Source organism: Streptomyces sp. NPDC040718 (genome assembly GCF_055593565.1).
This window is the reverse complement of sequence record NZ_JBVIXO010000016.1, coordinates 80,403-94,407: the sequence shown is the minus strand read 5'-3', so window position 1 is coordinate 94,407 and position 14,005 is coordinate 80,403. Positions and strand designations below refer to the sequence as shown.

The following is a 14,005-nucleotide window of genomic DNA, read 5'->3' as shown; positions in this document are numbered from 1 at the left end:
ACGGGCGCTCAGACCCACCCCGCCAGCAGCCGGGACACCGCGCGGTCGAACACCTCCGTCATGTCCGTCCCGGCGGCGGTCACCGGGGTGCCCTCGGTGAGGGCGGCCGTGAGCCTCGGGTACTCCCCCGTCGCCAGCCGCGAGCCGAGCCAGGCCGTTCGTACGCCTTCCTCGGCGGCCTCGCTCCAGGGCAGCGAGCGGGCCCGTTCGGCCAGGGCCAGTTCCCCCGCCACGAAGGTGGCCACCATGCCGTTGACGGACGCGATCAGCTCCAGCTTCTCGGCCCCGGAAACCTCCAGGGGCTCCAGGCAGGCCAGGCTGTGCTCCAGGTACCGCAGGGCGTTGGGACTGAAGCCGTAGACCGGGCTCAGCAGCCGGGGCAGCCAGGGGTGGCGGCGCATCACGTCCCGGGTCTGCCGGGCCAGGGCGAGCAGGTCGGCGCGCCAGTGGCCGGTCGGCGGGGTGAGGTCGTACTCCGCGCTGACCGCGTCGACCATCAGCTCGTACAGGTCCTCCTTGCGGGGGACGTAGTTGTACAGCGACATCGTCCCGGCGCCGATCCCGGCCGCCACCCGCCGCATGGATACGGCCTCGATCCCCTCCGCGTCGGCGATCCGCACGGCTTCGGCCGCGATCGACTCGCGGCTGTGCGCGGGCCGGGGCCCGCGGCCGGCCCGCTGCGGGCGGGCCCAGATCACTTCGGGTTCAGCGGGGCGCCCGCCGGCTGTCATCGGTCACATCACCTCGTCGTCGTCTCCGCACCATCTTAGTTACGTACGCCGTACGTAGTACGGTAGGGTGCGCCATATGACAACTACGTACGCTGTACTTAGTGAGGGTCTGGAGAAGCACTACGGCGAGGTGCACGCCCTGCGCGGGCTGGACCTGGCAGTGCCGGAAGGCACCGTCTGCGGGCTGCTGGGCCCCAACGGCGCGGGCAAGACGACCGCCGTGCGGATCCTCACCACGCTCACCGCCCCCACCGGCGGACGCGCCCTGGTCGCCGGCCACGACGTCGCCGCCGACCCGGCCGCCGTACGCCGCGCCATCGGCGCCACCGGCCAGTACGCCTCCGTCGACGGGGACCTGACCGGCCGGGAGAACCTCCGGCTGTTCGCCCGCCTCGCCGGACTGCGGGGGCGGGCCGGGCGCACCCGTGCCGACGAGCTGCTGGAGCGCTTCGGCCTCGAAGAGGCCGCCGACCGGGTGGCCTCCACCTGGTCGGGCGGCATGAAGCGGCGCCTGGACCTGGCCGCCGGCCTGGTCACCCGCCCCCGGGTGCTCTTCCTCGACGAGCCGACCACCGGCCTCGACCCGGCGGCCCGCGAACAGATCTGGTCGGCGGTGCGCGGCCTCGCCGCCGGGGGCACCACCGTGCTGCTGACCACCCAGTACCTGGAGGAGGCCGACCGGCTCGCCGACGACATCGTGGTCGTGGACCGGGGCCGGGCCGTCGCCACCGGCACCCCGGCCGGCCTCAAGGCCCGGATCGGCGCGCGTGCCGAGGTCGCCGTCGCCGAGCGGGCCGCCCTCGCGGGGGCGGCCGCGGTCCTCGACCAGCTCACGGGCGGACGGCCCGCCCTGGACGAGGAGCGGCTCACCGTCGGCGTGACCGTGCTCGACGACGGGCTCACCCTGCCCCGGATCATCCGCGAGCTCGACACCGCCGGGATCCCGGTGACCGACGCGAGCCTGCGCCCGCCCACCCTCGACGAGGTGTTCCTGCGCCTCACCCGAACCCCTTCCGCCCCCGCGGACGACAAGGAGCACGCGGCATGACCACCCTGCTGTCGGACGGCGGCGCCATCCTCACCCGCCAGCTCCAGAAGGCCCGGCACGCCCCGGCCCTGCTGATCCTGACCCAGACGATGCCGATCACGATGCTGCTCTTCTTCGGCTACGTGTTCGGCAGCGCGCTCGCCATGCCGGGCGCCGAGTACCGCGAGTTCCTGGTGCCCGGGCTGCTCGCCGCGACGGCCGCGAACGGCCTGATGACCGGGTTGTTCACCGCCGCCCAGGACGCCCACCGGGGGGTCGTGGACCGCTTCCGGACGCTGCCGATGAGCCGGACCGCGCTGCCGCTGGGGCTGACCGCCGCCGACCTGCTGACCACGGCCGTGTCGATGGTGCCGCTGATGCTGGTGGGGCTGGCGATGGGCTGGCGGGTGGAGAACGGACTGCCCGGCGCGCTGGGGGCGCTCGGCGTGCTGCTGCTGTTCCGCTTCGCCACCGCCTGGGTGGGCACGTACCTCGGGCTGGTGAGCCGCAGCGAGGAGGCCGCCGGCCAGCTCGGCGGTGCCACCTTCGTGCTGCCGATGCTGTCCAGCGCCTACCTGCCGACGGCCGGACTGCCCGGCTGGCTGCGGGTCGTCGCGGAATGGAACCCGATCAGCGCCGCGGCCACCGCCGTACGGGAGCTGTGCGGGAACGCGGGCGGTGCGGCCGCACCGGGCGCGTCCTGGCCGGCGGCGCATCCGGTGGCGGGAGCGGTGCTGTGGTCGCTGCTGCTCCTGGCCCTGTTCGTGCCGCTGGCCACGCGCCGGTTCGCGCGCGGCCAGGGCTGAGGACCGGTCAGGACGCGGCCAGGGCTGAGGACCGGTCAGGACGCGGTCGCCGACGGGCGTTACGGCACCGGCGTGACCGGCACCCGCACGGTCACCGGGACCGTCGCCGTCTGCGGGTTGCCGTCGAGCGCGTCCGTCAACGACGTCTGGGTGCCGGCCGTGAAGCGGCAGCCGATGACGGAGAGGCCGCACACCCGGTAGCGCACGACCACCGAGGCGGTGGCGCCGGACCGGATCGAGCCCACCGCCTGCGGCACCGGGCCGAGACGGGTGATCCCGGACCCCGTCGGCAGGGCGTCGAGGAGCTTGACGTTGAAGGCGTCGCCGGAGCCCGTGTTCCGGATCCGGTACTCGACGCTCAGCGTGCGCGTGAGGTAGTTGCCGATGCCGCCCCAGTAGGCGCGGTGGGTCACGGCCACCTGCGGCTGGAGGGGCGATACGCTCCCCAGGAGGTCCAGACCCCACAGCTTGTCGGTGCCGGGGGTGACGTCGGCGTTGATGCTGAAGAACCCGCTGCCCGAGGCACCCCGGTAGGAGTTCGTCGAGGTGGCGTTCGGCACGACGTGCCAGGTTCCGGCCCCCGACGCCGTGGCTCCGTTGTACATGAGGCCGGGCGCGTCGCAGGTGCCCCCGTCCAGCTGCACCGTCACGAACCCCCGCGCGTTGGCGATGGTCACCTGGGTGTCGGCCGCGGGGAGCGCGGACTGCGTGCCGCCGACCCGGAAGGGCAGGTTGACGGCCATCTGGCTGGGCAGCGAGGAGAAGGCGCCGGGGCTCAGCACGGCGCCGCCGCCGAGCGTCCGGCCGTCGGTGAGCGGCCCGGCCGGGCAACCCGGCGCGCTCGTCACGACGCCGTCGGCACCGGACGCGCTCACGGTCACCGGATCCGGGCCCCGCCCGGCGGCCCCGGACGGAGCCGCCGTCACCGCCACGCCCGCCAGCAGCGCTATCACGACGACCGCCGTTCGCCGGGCTGCGGAGCGGGCGGGGGATGCGGCGGCGGTCGGGGCTCTCATGGGCGATTTCGGTACGGCGCGACGGCGGACGCCCGCACCTTACTCATGCAATCCGGACATTCCGCTGGGCTTGGGCTCCGGACACGGGTGACAGACCCGGCTTCCACCCGGTAGGCAGACCCCATGGCTACCGAACCCCTCCCCCTCGCCGGCCTCACCGTCGTCGCCGTCGAACAGGCCGTCTCGGCCCCCTTCGCCACCCGCCAGCTCGCCGACCTCGGAGCCCGGGTGATCAAGGTCGAGCGGCCCGACGGCGGTGACTTCGCGCGCGCCTACGACACCGCGGCCCAAGGACTGGCCTCGCACTTCGTGTGGGCCAACCGCGGCAAGGAGTCCCTCACCCTGGACCTGAAGGACCCGCGCGGACTGGAGGTGCTGCACGGCCTGCTCGACGGCGCCGACGTGTTCGTGCAGAACCTCGCGCACGGGGCCGCCGCCCGGCTCGGGATCGACGCGGCCGCGCTGTGCGCCCGCTACCCGCGCCTGGTCGCCGTGGACATCTCCGGCTACGGCGCCGAGGGCCCGTACGCCCACAAGCGCGCCTACGACATGCTCGTGCAGTGCGAGGCGGGGCTGGTCTCGGTGACGGGCACTCCCGAGCGGCCGGTGAAGGCGGGGATCCCGGCGGCGGACATCGCGGCCGCCATGTACGCCTTCTCGGGGGTGCTCGCGGCCCTGCTGCGCCGTGGCGTCACCGGGCGCGGCGGGCCGGTGGAGGTGTCGATGCTGGACGCGCTCGCGGAGTGGATGGGGCACCCGCTGCACCACACGATGCACGCCGGGGAGCAGCCCGTACGGACCGGTCTCGCGCACGCCGTGATCGCGCCGTACGACGCCTACGCGACGGCCGACGGGGACCGGGTGCTGCTGTCGGTGCAGAACGACCGGGAGTGGCGGCGCCTCGCGGTCCAGGTGCTGGAACGGCCGGACCTGGCGGAGGACCCGGCGTACGCGACGAACGCGGCCCGCACCCGTGGGCGGGAGAAGACGGACGCGGTGGTGGCCGAGGCCCTCGGCCGGCTCGGGGCGGACGAGGCCGTGGCGCGGCTGGAGGCGGCCGGGATCGCCTGCGCGCGGCTCAACTCGGTGGCGCAGCTGGCCGCGCACCCGCAGCTGGCGGCGCGCGACCGCTGGCGGGAGGTGGATTCGCCGGCGGGCCCGCTGCGGGCGCTGCTCCCGCCGATCGGGCTGCCGGGCGGCACGGAACCGCGGATGGGTGCGGTGCCCGCGCTCGGCGAACACACCGACGCCTTGCTGCGCGCCCTGGGGATGACGGACGCGCAGATCACGGCACTGCGCCGGGACGGTGTGGTCGCCTGAGGCCGGGGTGGCGCCGGGGTTCCCGGAATACGCCGGACGGGGAGACGGGGCCGGGTCGCAGCCGGACGGGGGGCCGGCTGCGCGGACGTCAGGTGCGGCGGCTGCCGAAGAGCGTGCGCCGCAGCCTGCGCAGCGGCGCGAAGAGCGCGACGCGCGCGCTCCGGCTCCGCTGGACGTGCGTGTGGTCGCGCGAGGTGAGCTCGCGCATCAGCAGCGTCGCCTCGGCGACCTCGTGGCGCGGGGCGGCGGGACCGCCCAGCACGGCGAGGTGGCGGTCGAGGCGCGAGCTGACCGCGCTGCTGCCGCAGGTGATGGCAGGCACGCGGGGCGGCCTGCTGCGCATCGTTATCTGTTCCATGTCTCTCCCCACCCGTACGAGGGCACCCGGCCCGGGCAGGGTAACCCTATCGCCCCCGCAACGCCCTCGGGTATCCCGGTGGTGTGAATTACCCCTGTAATTACGGGTAGTTGACGATTACTCAGCGGAGTCGCCGGTCACTCTCCGTGCCAATCGGCCGACTTGGGGGGCCTTGCGCAGCGGTCGGTGACAGTGTCGTCACGACGGGGGCCGCCCGGCGGGTACTGCGCTAACTTGGAGTGATCACCCGGTGACGCAGGGGGGTTCGCGTGAACGGTAGCGAAAGCGGGGACGCCGGGCGTGTCATCGCCGGCCGGTACCGGCTGCTCGGCCAGTTGGGGCGCGGCGGCATGGGCGTGGTGTGGCGGGCCCGGGACGAGGTGCTGGGCCGCGAGGTCGCCGTCAAGGAGGTACGGGCCCCCGCCGGGCTGGACGCGGCAGAGGTCGAGCGCATGTACCGGCGGCTGGAGCGGGAGGCGTGGGCGGCCGCCCGCGTCTCGCACCGCGGGGTGGTCACGGTCTACGACGTCGCGAGCGAGGAGGGCCGCCCGTGGATCGTGATGGAGCTGGTGCGCGGGCTCTCCCTGGCGGAGGTGCTGGAGGGCGAGGGCCCGATGACCCCGCAGCGGACCGCGCACATCGGCGAACAGGTACTGGCCGCGCTGCGCTCCGCGCACGACGCCGGGGTGCTGCACCGGGACGTGAAGCCGGCCAACGTTCTGGTCGCCAACGACGGCAGGGTGGTGCTGAGCGACTTCGGGATCGCCCGCCTGGAGGGGTCCCCCGCCCTCACGATGGCCGGCGAGGTGGTCGGCTCCCCCGAATTCCTGGCCCCTGAGCGGGCGTTGGGGAACGAGCCCGGCCCGGAGTCGGACCTGTGGTCGCTCGGGGTGATGCTCTACGCGGCCGTGGAGGGGGTCTCGCCCTTCCGGAAGGACACCCCGCTGTCCACCCTCCGGGCCGTCGTGGACTCCGAGTTGCCCCCGCCGCGCCGTGCCGGGCCGCTGGAGCCGGTGCTGGAGGGGCTGCTGCGCAAGGACCCCGCCGAGCGGCTGTCCGCCGCCGAGGCCGCCCGGATGCTGCGGATCGTCGGCGCGGGCGGGGCGGTACGGGACCCCGGCGGGCCGGTGTCGGGGGCGGCCGCACCCACGGTCCCCGCCGGGGCGGGGTACGACGCCGGGTACGGGCCGGGCTCCGGACGGACCCCGCCGATGCCGGTTCCGGCGCCGACGCCCGCGCCGGAATCCGGGAGCGGTTCCCGGGGGCCGGCGGGGGCGGTGCTGACCCTCGGGATCGTGGTGCTGCTGCTGGCGCTGGCCCTGCTGGGGTGGCTGCTGGTGCGGAACACCGGGGGCGGGGAGGGGCCGCGAGACGCCCCCTCGCCCCCGGCGTCCCCCTCCGCGTCCCCCTCGGCCTCCGCGTCGGCGTCGGCGTCCGCTCCGGCCTCCGCGTCCGCCGGCGCCACCGCCGCGCGGGGCGTCACCCTGTACGCCCACGCCACGCGCCCCTCGTACAGCGGGAGCTGCCCGCCGGCCGAGGTCTCCGCGCCCGCCTTCACCGGGACCGTCGAGGTGGCCCGGACCCCGGCGGTGGTGGAGTACCGCTGGGTCAGGCGCGGCGCGGGCGGGGGGCCGGCCGCCGACTGGCAGAGCATCGTGTACGAGGAGGGCGGGGCGCGCACCCGTCAGCTGAACCACACCGAGCCGGGGGACCCGGCCGGCGCGAGCTCCCGCGACGCGGTCCGGCTGGAGGTCCGGGCGCCCGCGCAGACGGCGTCGGCGTGGCTGGAGTACTCCCTGACGTGCGAGAAGGAGACCCCGACGGGCGGGGCCTCCTCCCCCGGTTCTCCCGGGCCCTCCGGCTCACCGGCCGCGACACCGCCGCCGACGCCCACGCCCGCACCGAGCGCGGGCGTCAGCCCGTAGGGGTGTCCCGGGGATCAGGCCTTGCCGGAGAAGACGGGCAGGTAGCCGCTGGACTGTCCGGCGGCGGTGGGGTGGTACGACTCGCCGATGTTGGTCCAGTTGACGCTGTGCAGCCAGGCGCTGCCGGAGCAGATCTCGTGGCCGGTGAAGGCTCCGACGATCGAGGCGAAGGTGTAGCCGTGGTCGGCGGCGCGTTTGGCGATGGCGGCGTTGAGGTAGTCCGCCGCGCCGTTGATGGCGGAGCGTTCGCCCTCGGTCAGGCCGGCGACACAGGTGCCGTTCAGCTTGTAGAAGCGGGGATAGCCGAGGACGACGACCTTGGCGGCGGGGGCGCGGCCGCGGATCGCGTCGTAGACCTGGTCGAGCTGTCCGGGGAGGGTGGTGTCGACGTACCGCTTGGCCTCGTTGACCCGGCTGACGCAGGTGGACTCGGACTGCAGGACGCAGGTCGTCATCACGTCCGAGAATCCCGCGTCGTTGCCGCCGACGGTGATGCTCACCAGGTCGGTGCCGGAGTTGAGGGGGCCGAGCTGGTTGGCGAGGACGTCACCGGTACGGGCGCCCGAGCAGGCTGTGAAGGAGAAGGTCTGCGGGGAATGGGCGGCGGCCCACAGGGCCGGGTAGGCGCGGGTGGTGCGCTTGCAGCTGCCGCTGGAGCTGTCGTAGTTGCCGGCGCCGACGCCGGAGGAGTACGAGTCGCCGAGGGCCACGTAGCCGAAGTCGGCCTGCGCGGCGGACGCCTGGCCGGCGCCGAAGAGGGCGGCGCCCGCGGCGAGTAACAGGGAGGAGGTCAAGGCGGCGAAACGCGACATTCTCTTGCTCATGTGTGTGCGGCTCCTTGTGGGGGGGTTACTACTGAGTCCGTGGTACAAGCAGCCGGGGCTGTCTGGAAGTGTCCATGCCAAGGAGGTTCGGGGCGGGAATCTTCACCCGCGCCGGGTTTGAAGAGGGAACCCGTCCACCCGATCCGGCGAAACACGGGTGCACGGGGGGAGTTCGTGCCGGATCATGGGCGCCATGCCAGCAGACCCGCATGACGCGCTGCCGATCCGGCTCCATGTCGACGACAGCGACTCACCGTCGGACGTCGTCGACGCGCTGTTCCTCGGCCGGTTCGCGACGGGCGAGCAGCCGTACGCGCAGAGCGTCACGATCGAGCGGGTGAAGGCGGAAGCCACCCTGCTGCCCCCGCGCGCCACCGTCCTGCGCTCGGCGCGCGACACCGACCGCAGCGCCACGCTCGCCGAGGGCGAGGGCTGGACGGTACTGGTCTCCCGCTGGAGCCGCGGGGCGGACGTCACCGTGACGGCGGTCAGCGACGAACTCGCGGAGAAGGTGCTCGGCGAGGCCACGGAGGGGGCCCGGGACGAGCCCGAACCGCAGCCGGAGAACGTCACCATGGGCTTCTGGTACGTCTCCCCGCGCCGCGGCCCGTACCGCACGACCCGGCAGATCTCCGCGGGCACGTGGGAGGACGTCCGGCCGAACTACACGACGCCGGTGGCGCTGGCGATGGACCGGCTGATGAAAGTCACCCCGGACGACATCGCCGGCCGGCTGCTCCTGCTGCACGGGCCGCCGGGCACCGGCAAGACCTCGGCGCTGCGCACGCTGGCGCGGTCGTGGCGGGACTGGTGCCAGGTGGACTGCGTCCTGGACCCCGAGCGGCTGTTCAACGACGTGGGGTACCTGATGGACATCGCCATCGGCGAGGACGAGGGCACCGCGAAGGGCCGGTGGCGGCTGCTGCTGCTGGAGGACTGCGACGAACTGATCCGCGGCGAGGCCCGGCACACGGCGGGTCAGGCGCTGTCCCGGCTGCTGAACCTGACGGACGGTCTGCTGGGTCAGGGCCGCAACGTCCTGGTCGGCGTCACGACGAACGAGGACCTCGAACGCCTCCACCCGGCGGTGGTCCGCCCGGGGCGGTGCCTGGCCCGCATCGAGGTGGGCCGGCTGACCCACCGGGAGGCGGTGGACTGGCTCGGCACGGAGGAGGGCGTCTCCCGCGAGGGCGCCACCCTGGCCGAACTCTTCGCCCTCCGGCGCGGGACGGGGCCGGCGGCGGTGCTGCCGGCCCAGCCGTCGTCGGAGGCGGGCCTGTACCTCTGACTTTTCGACGCGCCGCTCGCACCGCTCAGCGCCGGCGCGCTTCCCGGGTTCCGCGCCGCTGCGCCGGACTCCGTCCGGCGGGGCCGGGGCGGGGTCGCCGAGTCGCCGCTGCGCGGGGCCTGCCCCTCCCCACCCTTCATCCGTTCTCGCCTCAGTCGTCGGCGCGGCTACAGACACGGTGCTGCCGCGCGGGAGTCCGGGCGGAGCCCGGGGAACGGTGGAAGGGCGGGTAGGGGACAGCCCCGCGCAGCGGCACACCACCCGCACCCGACCCACCGGCCCCAGCCGCCAAGAGCAACCCCGCCCCATGTCCGACGGCCGGAGGCCGGCGCAGCGGCGCGAAGCCGGGGAGGCGCCCCGGCGCCGAGCCGCGCGAGCGGCGCGTCGGGAAGGAGTGCGGCGCGTCGGGAAGGAGTGCGGCGCGTCGGGAAGGTTCAGGCGGTGTAGCGGGCGCGGATGGCTTCGGTGGCGGCTGCGAGGGCTTCGGCCTCCGTGAGGCCCAGCCGGTGGGCCCGGTCCGCGAACGCCTGCGCGGCGGTCGCCGCCTCGCGCGAAGAGCCCTCCGCCGCCGCGACGAACGTTCCGTTCCGGCCGCGCGTCTCGATCACCCCGTCGGCCTCCAGCGCCCGGTACGCCTTCGCGACGGTGTTCGCGGCCAGCCCCAGTTCCTCCGCCAGCCCCCGCACGGTCGGCAGCTTGTAGCCCGCCGGCAGCGCTCCCGACCGGGCCCGGTCCGCGATCTGCGCGCGCAGTTGTTCGTACGGGGCGGCCGAGCCGGCCGAGCCGTCGATCCTGATCCTGAGGTTGGTCGAGGTCACGCGGCCGATTCTCCCCCATCCGGCGCTTAATTCGCAGGCGCCGCAGGGATCCCCGCCCGTAACGTCCGCACCATGACCATCCATGTCCGCGACATCCGGCCCGACGACCTGCCCGACGCCGAGGCCGTCGTACGGATCCGCCGTGCGGCACTGCCCTACATGATCAGCACTTCCTCGGGCGTCGCCCATGAACTCGTCTCCGCCAACCCCGAGAAGCACTACCGGCTGCTCCTGGCCGAGACCCCCGACGGACGTCCCTTGGGCACCGCGCAGGCCGGGCTCGCGTACGACAGCCCGCAGCCGGGGCTGTCCTTCGTGAACGTCCACGTCGACCCCGCGCACCGGGGCCTCGGCGCCGGGTCCGCGCTGCTGCGCGCCGCCGAGGAGCACCTCGCGGCGCGGGGCGCGGTGGACGCGTACGCGTGGGTGCTGGACGAGCCCGCGCACCGGGGCTTCGCCGAGCGGCACGGCTACCGCCCCAGCCGCTCCGCGCACTTCCTGCGGCTGGACCTGGCGGCGGGCTCCCTGCCGCCGCTCCCCGGGGAGCTGCCGGCCGGGGTGGAGCTGCGGCCCGGGTCGGCCTTCGCCGCCGACCCGCGTCCGCTGTACGAGGCCGACGCGGAGGTCACGGCCGACGAGCCGGGCGACGTGCCGGTGGAGCTGGACGACTACCAGGACTGGCTGGACAGCGTCTGGCACCAGCCGACCCTGGACCACGAGCTGACGACGGTCGTCCTCGTCGACGGGGCCGTGGCGGCCTTCACCGCGGCGCGGACGGACGGCGCGACCCGCTACGGCTCGGCGATGACGGGCACCCTGCGCGCCTTCCGCGGCCGCGGGCTGGCCAAGCTCGCCAAGACCGACTCCCTGTACCGGGCCCGCGCGGCCGGTTACACCGAGGCGTTCACCGGCAACGACGCCGGGAACGACCCGATGCTCGCGATCAACTCGTGGTTCGGGTACGAGATCTGCGCGACCGAGACGCGCTTCACGAAGAAACTGGGAGCCACCGCATGACCGAGTCCTGGACCGTGACCCTCACCAAGGCCGGCCGCACCAAGATCAGCTATCCGGCGGCGCGGCTGGCCGACGACGGGGACCGGATCTCGGTGCGCGCCCCCTGGGCGGCCGAGGGGGTGAAGGACTTCGGGTTCGTCCGCTTCGAGCCCGGCGACGTGTTCGTGGAGCACTACTGGCGGACGCGGTGGTACGCGGTCAAGGAGGTGTGGACCGGGGAGGGCGTCCTCAAGGGCTGGTACTGCGACGTGACGCGCCCCGCCGTGGTGCGCGGGGACGAGATCGTGGTCGACGACCTGGACCTGGACCTGTGGGTGTCGGCGGACGGCAAGTCGGTCCTGCGGCTGGACGAGGACGAGTTCGCGGCGAGCGGGCTGGCCGCCGGCGACCCGGAGGCGGCGGCCCGCGCCGTACGGGCGCTGGACGCCCTGGAGGAGCGGGCGCGCACCCCGGAGGGGCTGGCCGGGCTCCTCGGGTAGGGGTTCCTGAGGACCCGCTTAGGCCTTCCTTAAGCGGAGCCTAAGGATCTCCTCCCCGGGCCCCGACCGGGCCGAACGGGCCTGTCGGCGGGCTAGCTTGGCGGGGCCAGGGAGGGCCGCCGGCCGGTTCCGCTGGCGCTCCCCCGCCTTGCGCCCGAAGGAGATCCACCCATGTCCGCACGCCGCGCCCGTACCGCCGTCCGTATCGCCGCCGCCGGTCTCGCCCCGCTCGCGGTGGCCGCGTACGCCGCCGGGCCGGCGGCCGCCCACGGTTCGATGACGGACCCCGTCAGCCGGGTGGCGGCGTGCTACGCGGAGGGTCCGGAGGCCCCGAGGTCGGCGGCGTGCGAGGCGGCCGTCACGGCTGCCGGGCCGCAGGCGTTCTACGACTGGAACGGGGTGAACATCGCCAACGCGGCCGGCCAGAGCAAGTCGCTGATCCCGGACGGGCAGCTGTGCTCCGCGGGCAACGCCAAGTACAAGGGGCTGGACCTGGCCCGCGCCGACTGGCCGGCCTCTCCGATGACGGCCGGGGCTCACACCTTCCGCTACAAGGGGACCGCCCCGCACAAGGGCTCCTTCGAGCTGTACGTGACGAAGGACGGCTACGACCCGTCGAAGCCGCTGAAGTGGTCCGACCTGGAGCCCGCGCCGTTCGCGAAGGCCGCCGACCCGGGCATGCAGAACGGCGACTACGTCTTCAGCGGCACGGTCCCGAAGAAGACCGGCCGCCACCTGATCTACAGCATCTGGCAGCGCTCGGACAGCCCCGAGGCCTTCTACACCTGCTCGGACGTGGTCTTCGGCAAGGACAGCGGCGGCAGCGGCGGTACGGTGCCCGGTACGGGGACCACCCCCGGCGGCAAGCCCGGGGCGCAGCCTTCCACCGGCTCCTCCGCGAAGCCCGTCGAGCCGCCGAAGGCGCCGACGGACCAGCAGATCTCCGACGGCGCGGGCAAGTCCACGATCGAGCACAACGGCCACGGCGACAACGACCCGAAGACGAACGGCCGGTCCGCCGCCTCCCCGCTCGCCGCCGCGCCGGCCTCCGGCCAGGCCTCCGCCGCGCCCTCGCCGGCCGGCGGCAGCACGGCCGGGGACCTCGCCGCGACCGGTGGCGGCTCCGCGACGCCGGTGATCGCGATCGCGGGGGCCGGAGCGCTCGCCGCCGGTGCGGCCGTGCTGTTCGCCATGGCCCGCCGCCGCGCGACGGCCGGCCGGCACGGCCGCTAGCCGCCGGCCGGCCGGCGGGCCGCCGCCCGCGCCCCGGTCTCAGTCGAAGACCGAGGCGCAGGTGGTCCGTTCGGCGTGCGCCGGGTCGAGGGCGTTGAGCGCCTCGTGCCAGGCGATGCGGTCGGTCAGGCCGATGCCCACGTGCTCCGAGAGGTCCAGCGGGCACAGGTCCTGGAGCACGACGTTGCGTACGTCCGGCCCGTCCAGGAAGGCGCTCCGGTATGGGGTGACCACCTCGTCGTACTTGGTGGCGATGACCGTGTACTTCACCCCGGGGACGGTGTCGCCGCCCGCGTTCAGCTTCTGCTGGAAGGCGGAGCCGGCGATCTGGTCGGCGAGCCCCGGGGTGGCGGTGCTGATCAGGTCCTCGGCTCCGGGGAAGTACGGGAGCAGCTGGGTGAGTCCGGACAGGGTGGTGCCGTGGTTGTCGGGGGCGAGGCCGACGAGGGCGTTGACCTTGGCCGCGCCGCCGAGGAACTTGAGGTAGTAGCGGGGCATCATGCCGCCCTGGGAGTGGCCGACCAGGTCGGCCTCGGCGGCGCCGGTGGAGGCGAGGACCTTGTCGACGAAGGCGTCGAGCTGGCCGGCGGACTTCTCGATGGGCCCGAGCCCGTTGAAGAAGGGCACGCCGGGCAGCTGGCCGTAGTCGAGGGAGTAGACGCAGTAGCCGCGGTGGACCAGGTAGGGGGCGAATCCGAGCCAGTTGTCGACGGAGTTCCCGAAGGTGCCGTGGACCAGGACCACGGGGCGGGGATGGGCGGCGGACGGCTTGCAGGACCAGTTGTTCCAGCCGCTGCTGGGGGCTGACGCGGCCTGCGCGGCGCCGGTGGGGGCGACGAGGGCGGCTGCGGTGAGGGTGAGGACGGCCAGCGGGCGGAGCAGGCGTCTCCAGGGCAGCATCGTGTGATCTCCTTGCGGGTCAAGGGGAATGCGTGGGGGTTCGTCCCGTGATCCGGATCACAAGGTGGGCTGCTGTGGCCAAATTACGGTCCAGTAGCGAAACTTGGAAGTTACGCGTCGGTAAAAACTGGCGTGTCGACCCTTCCTCCAGTACCGCTCAGGAACAAGGGACTCCCCTGGACACGGACTTGAGGCGGAGCCCCGCCACGCAGAGGGCCCCGGAGCCGGCCCGGCGGGCGACGCCCTGCGCGAGAACCGGCTGC

The 14,005-nt window shown here is 74.2% G+C and carries 14 protein-coding genes; 8 read left to right on the top strand and 6 right to left on the bottom strand.

Translation table 11 applies throughout. The features are described 5' to 3' along the window. Positions 1-8: 8 nt before the first annotated feature. Positions 9-731 (bottom strand): TetR/AcrR family transcriptional regulator C-terminal domain-containing protein, encoded by a 723-nt coding sequence (locus tag ACZ597_RS30160; RefSeq protein ID WP_471336683.1) that lies wholly within the window; start codon positions 729-731, stop codon positions 9-11. Positions 732-807: 76 nt separating this feature from the next. Between ACZ597_RS30160 and ACZ597_RS30155 the strand changes: the two genes are divergently transcribed. Continuing rightward, positions 808-1,779: an ATP-binding cassette domain-containing protein gene (locus ACZ597_RS30155; RefSeq protein WP_471336680.1), complete on the top strand. Its 972-nt coding sequence runs from the start codon at positions 808-810 to the stop codon at positions 1,777-1,779. Continuing rightward, complete coding sequence (locus ACZ597_RS30150; RefSeq protein WP_471336675.1) at positions 1,776-2,564, top strand: ABC transporter permease; 789 nt, start codon at positions 1,776-1,778, stop codon at positions 2,562-2,564. Before ACZ597_RS30155 ends, ACZ597_RS30150 begins: the two co-directional genes overlap by 4 nt. Before the next feature lie 59 nt (positions 2,565-2,623). On the opposite strand, the gene ACZ597_RS30145 is transcribed toward ACZ597_RS30150, so the two are convergent. Then, positions 2,624-3,580: a hypothetical protein gene (locus ACZ597_RS30145; protein ID WP_471336673.1), complete on the bottom strand. Its 957-nt coding sequence runs from the start codon at positions 3,578-3,580 to the stop codon at positions 2,624-2,626. Positions 3,581-3,703: 123 nt separating this feature from the next. Between ACZ597_RS30145 and ACZ597_RS30140 the strand changes: the two genes are divergently transcribed. After that, complete coding sequence (locus ACZ597_RS30140) at positions 3,704-4,900, top strand: CaiB/BaiF CoA transferase family protein (RefSeq protein ID WP_471336670.1); 1,197 nt, start codon at positions 3,704-3,706, stop codon at positions 4,898-4,900. Positions 4,901-4,988: 88 nt separating this feature from the next. On the opposite strand, the gene ACZ597_RS30135 is transcribed toward ACZ597_RS30140, so the two are convergent. Further along, positions 4,989-5,258, bottom strand: a complete 270-nt coding sequence (locus ACZ597_RS30135; protein ID WP_007263256.1) for a hypothetical protein — start codon at positions 5,256-5,258, stop codon at positions 4,989-4,991. A 350-nt stretch (positions 5,259-5,608) separates the two neighbouring features. On the opposite strand from ACZ597_RS30135, the gene ACZ597_RS30130 reads away from it, so the two are divergent. Continuing rightward, positions 5,609-7,183 carry a serine/threonine-protein kinase gene (locus ACZ597_RS30130; RefSeq protein ID WP_471336858.1) on the top strand — a complete coding sequence of 525 codons (1,575 nt, stop codon included), beginning with the start codon at positions 5,609-5,611 and terminating at the stop codon, positions 7,181-7,183. 14 nt (positions 7,184-7,197) lie between these two features. Here the strand turns inward: ACZ597_RS30130 and ACZ597_RS30125 are convergent, their stop codons facing one another. Continuing rightward, the gene (locus tag ACZ597_RS30125) at positions 7,198-8,007 is read right to left on the bottom strand and encodes an SGNH/GDSL hydrolase family protein (protein ID WP_471336667.1); all 810 of its coding nucleotides are present in this window, start codon (positions 8,005-8,007) and stop codon (positions 7,198-7,200) included. Positions 8,008-8,164: 157 nt separating this feature from the next. On the opposite strand from ACZ597_RS30125, the gene ACZ597_RS30120 reads away from it, so the two are divergent. Beyond that, positions 8,165-9,295, top strand: coding sequence for a DUF5925 domain-containing protein (locus ACZ597_RS30120; RefSeq protein WP_471336664.1), 1,131 nt, complete (start codon positions 8,165-8,167; stop codon positions 9,293-9,295). Positions 9,296-9,729: 434 nt separating this feature from the next. On the opposite strand, the gene ACZ597_RS30115 is transcribed toward ACZ597_RS30120, so the two are convergent. Further along, complete coding sequence (locus ACZ597_RS30115; RefSeq protein ID WP_471336661.1) at positions 9,730-10,113, bottom strand: GntR family transcriptional regulator; 384 nt, start codon at positions 10,111-10,113, stop codon at positions 9,730-9,732. Between the two features lie 72 nt (positions 10,114-10,185). Here ACZ597_RS30115 and ACZ597_RS30110 point away from each other — a divergent pair, with 72 nt between their 5' ends. From ACZ597_RS30110 to ACZ597_RS30100, 3 genes are all read left to right on the top strand, one after another. Continuing rightward, entirely contained in the window at positions 10,186-11,130 is a 945-nt protein-coding gene (locus ACZ597_RS30110; RefSeq protein WP_471336657.1) for a GNAT family N-acetyltransferase, read from the top strand. Further along, positions 11,127-11,609 carry a ribonuclease FAU-1 family protein gene (locus ACZ597_RS30105; RefSeq protein WP_471336654.1) on the top strand — a complete coding sequence of 161 codons (483 nt, stop codon included), beginning with the start codon at positions 11,127-11,129 and terminating at the stop codon, positions 11,607-11,609. Before ACZ597_RS30110 ends, ACZ597_RS30105 begins: the two co-directional genes overlap by 4 nt. A 171-nt stretch (positions 11,610-11,780) precedes the next feature. Next, positions 11,781-12,842 carry a lytic polysaccharide monooxygenase auxiliary activity family 9 protein gene (locus ACZ597_RS30100; protein ID WP_471336652.1) on the top strand — a complete coding sequence of 354 codons (1,062 nt, stop codon included), beginning with the start codon at positions 11,781-11,783 and terminating at the stop codon, positions 12,840-12,842. 39 nt (positions 12,843-12,881) lie between these two features. Here the strand turns inward: ACZ597_RS30100 and ACZ597_RS30095 are convergent, their stop codons facing one another. Continuing rightward, the gene (locus ACZ597_RS30095; RefSeq protein WP_471336649.1) at positions 12,882-13,742 is read right to left on the bottom strand and encodes an esterase/lipase family protein; all 861 of its coding nucleotides are present in this window, start codon (positions 13,740-13,742) and stop codon (positions 12,882-12,884) included. Between the last annotated feature and the right edge of the window lie 263 nt (positions 13,743-14,005).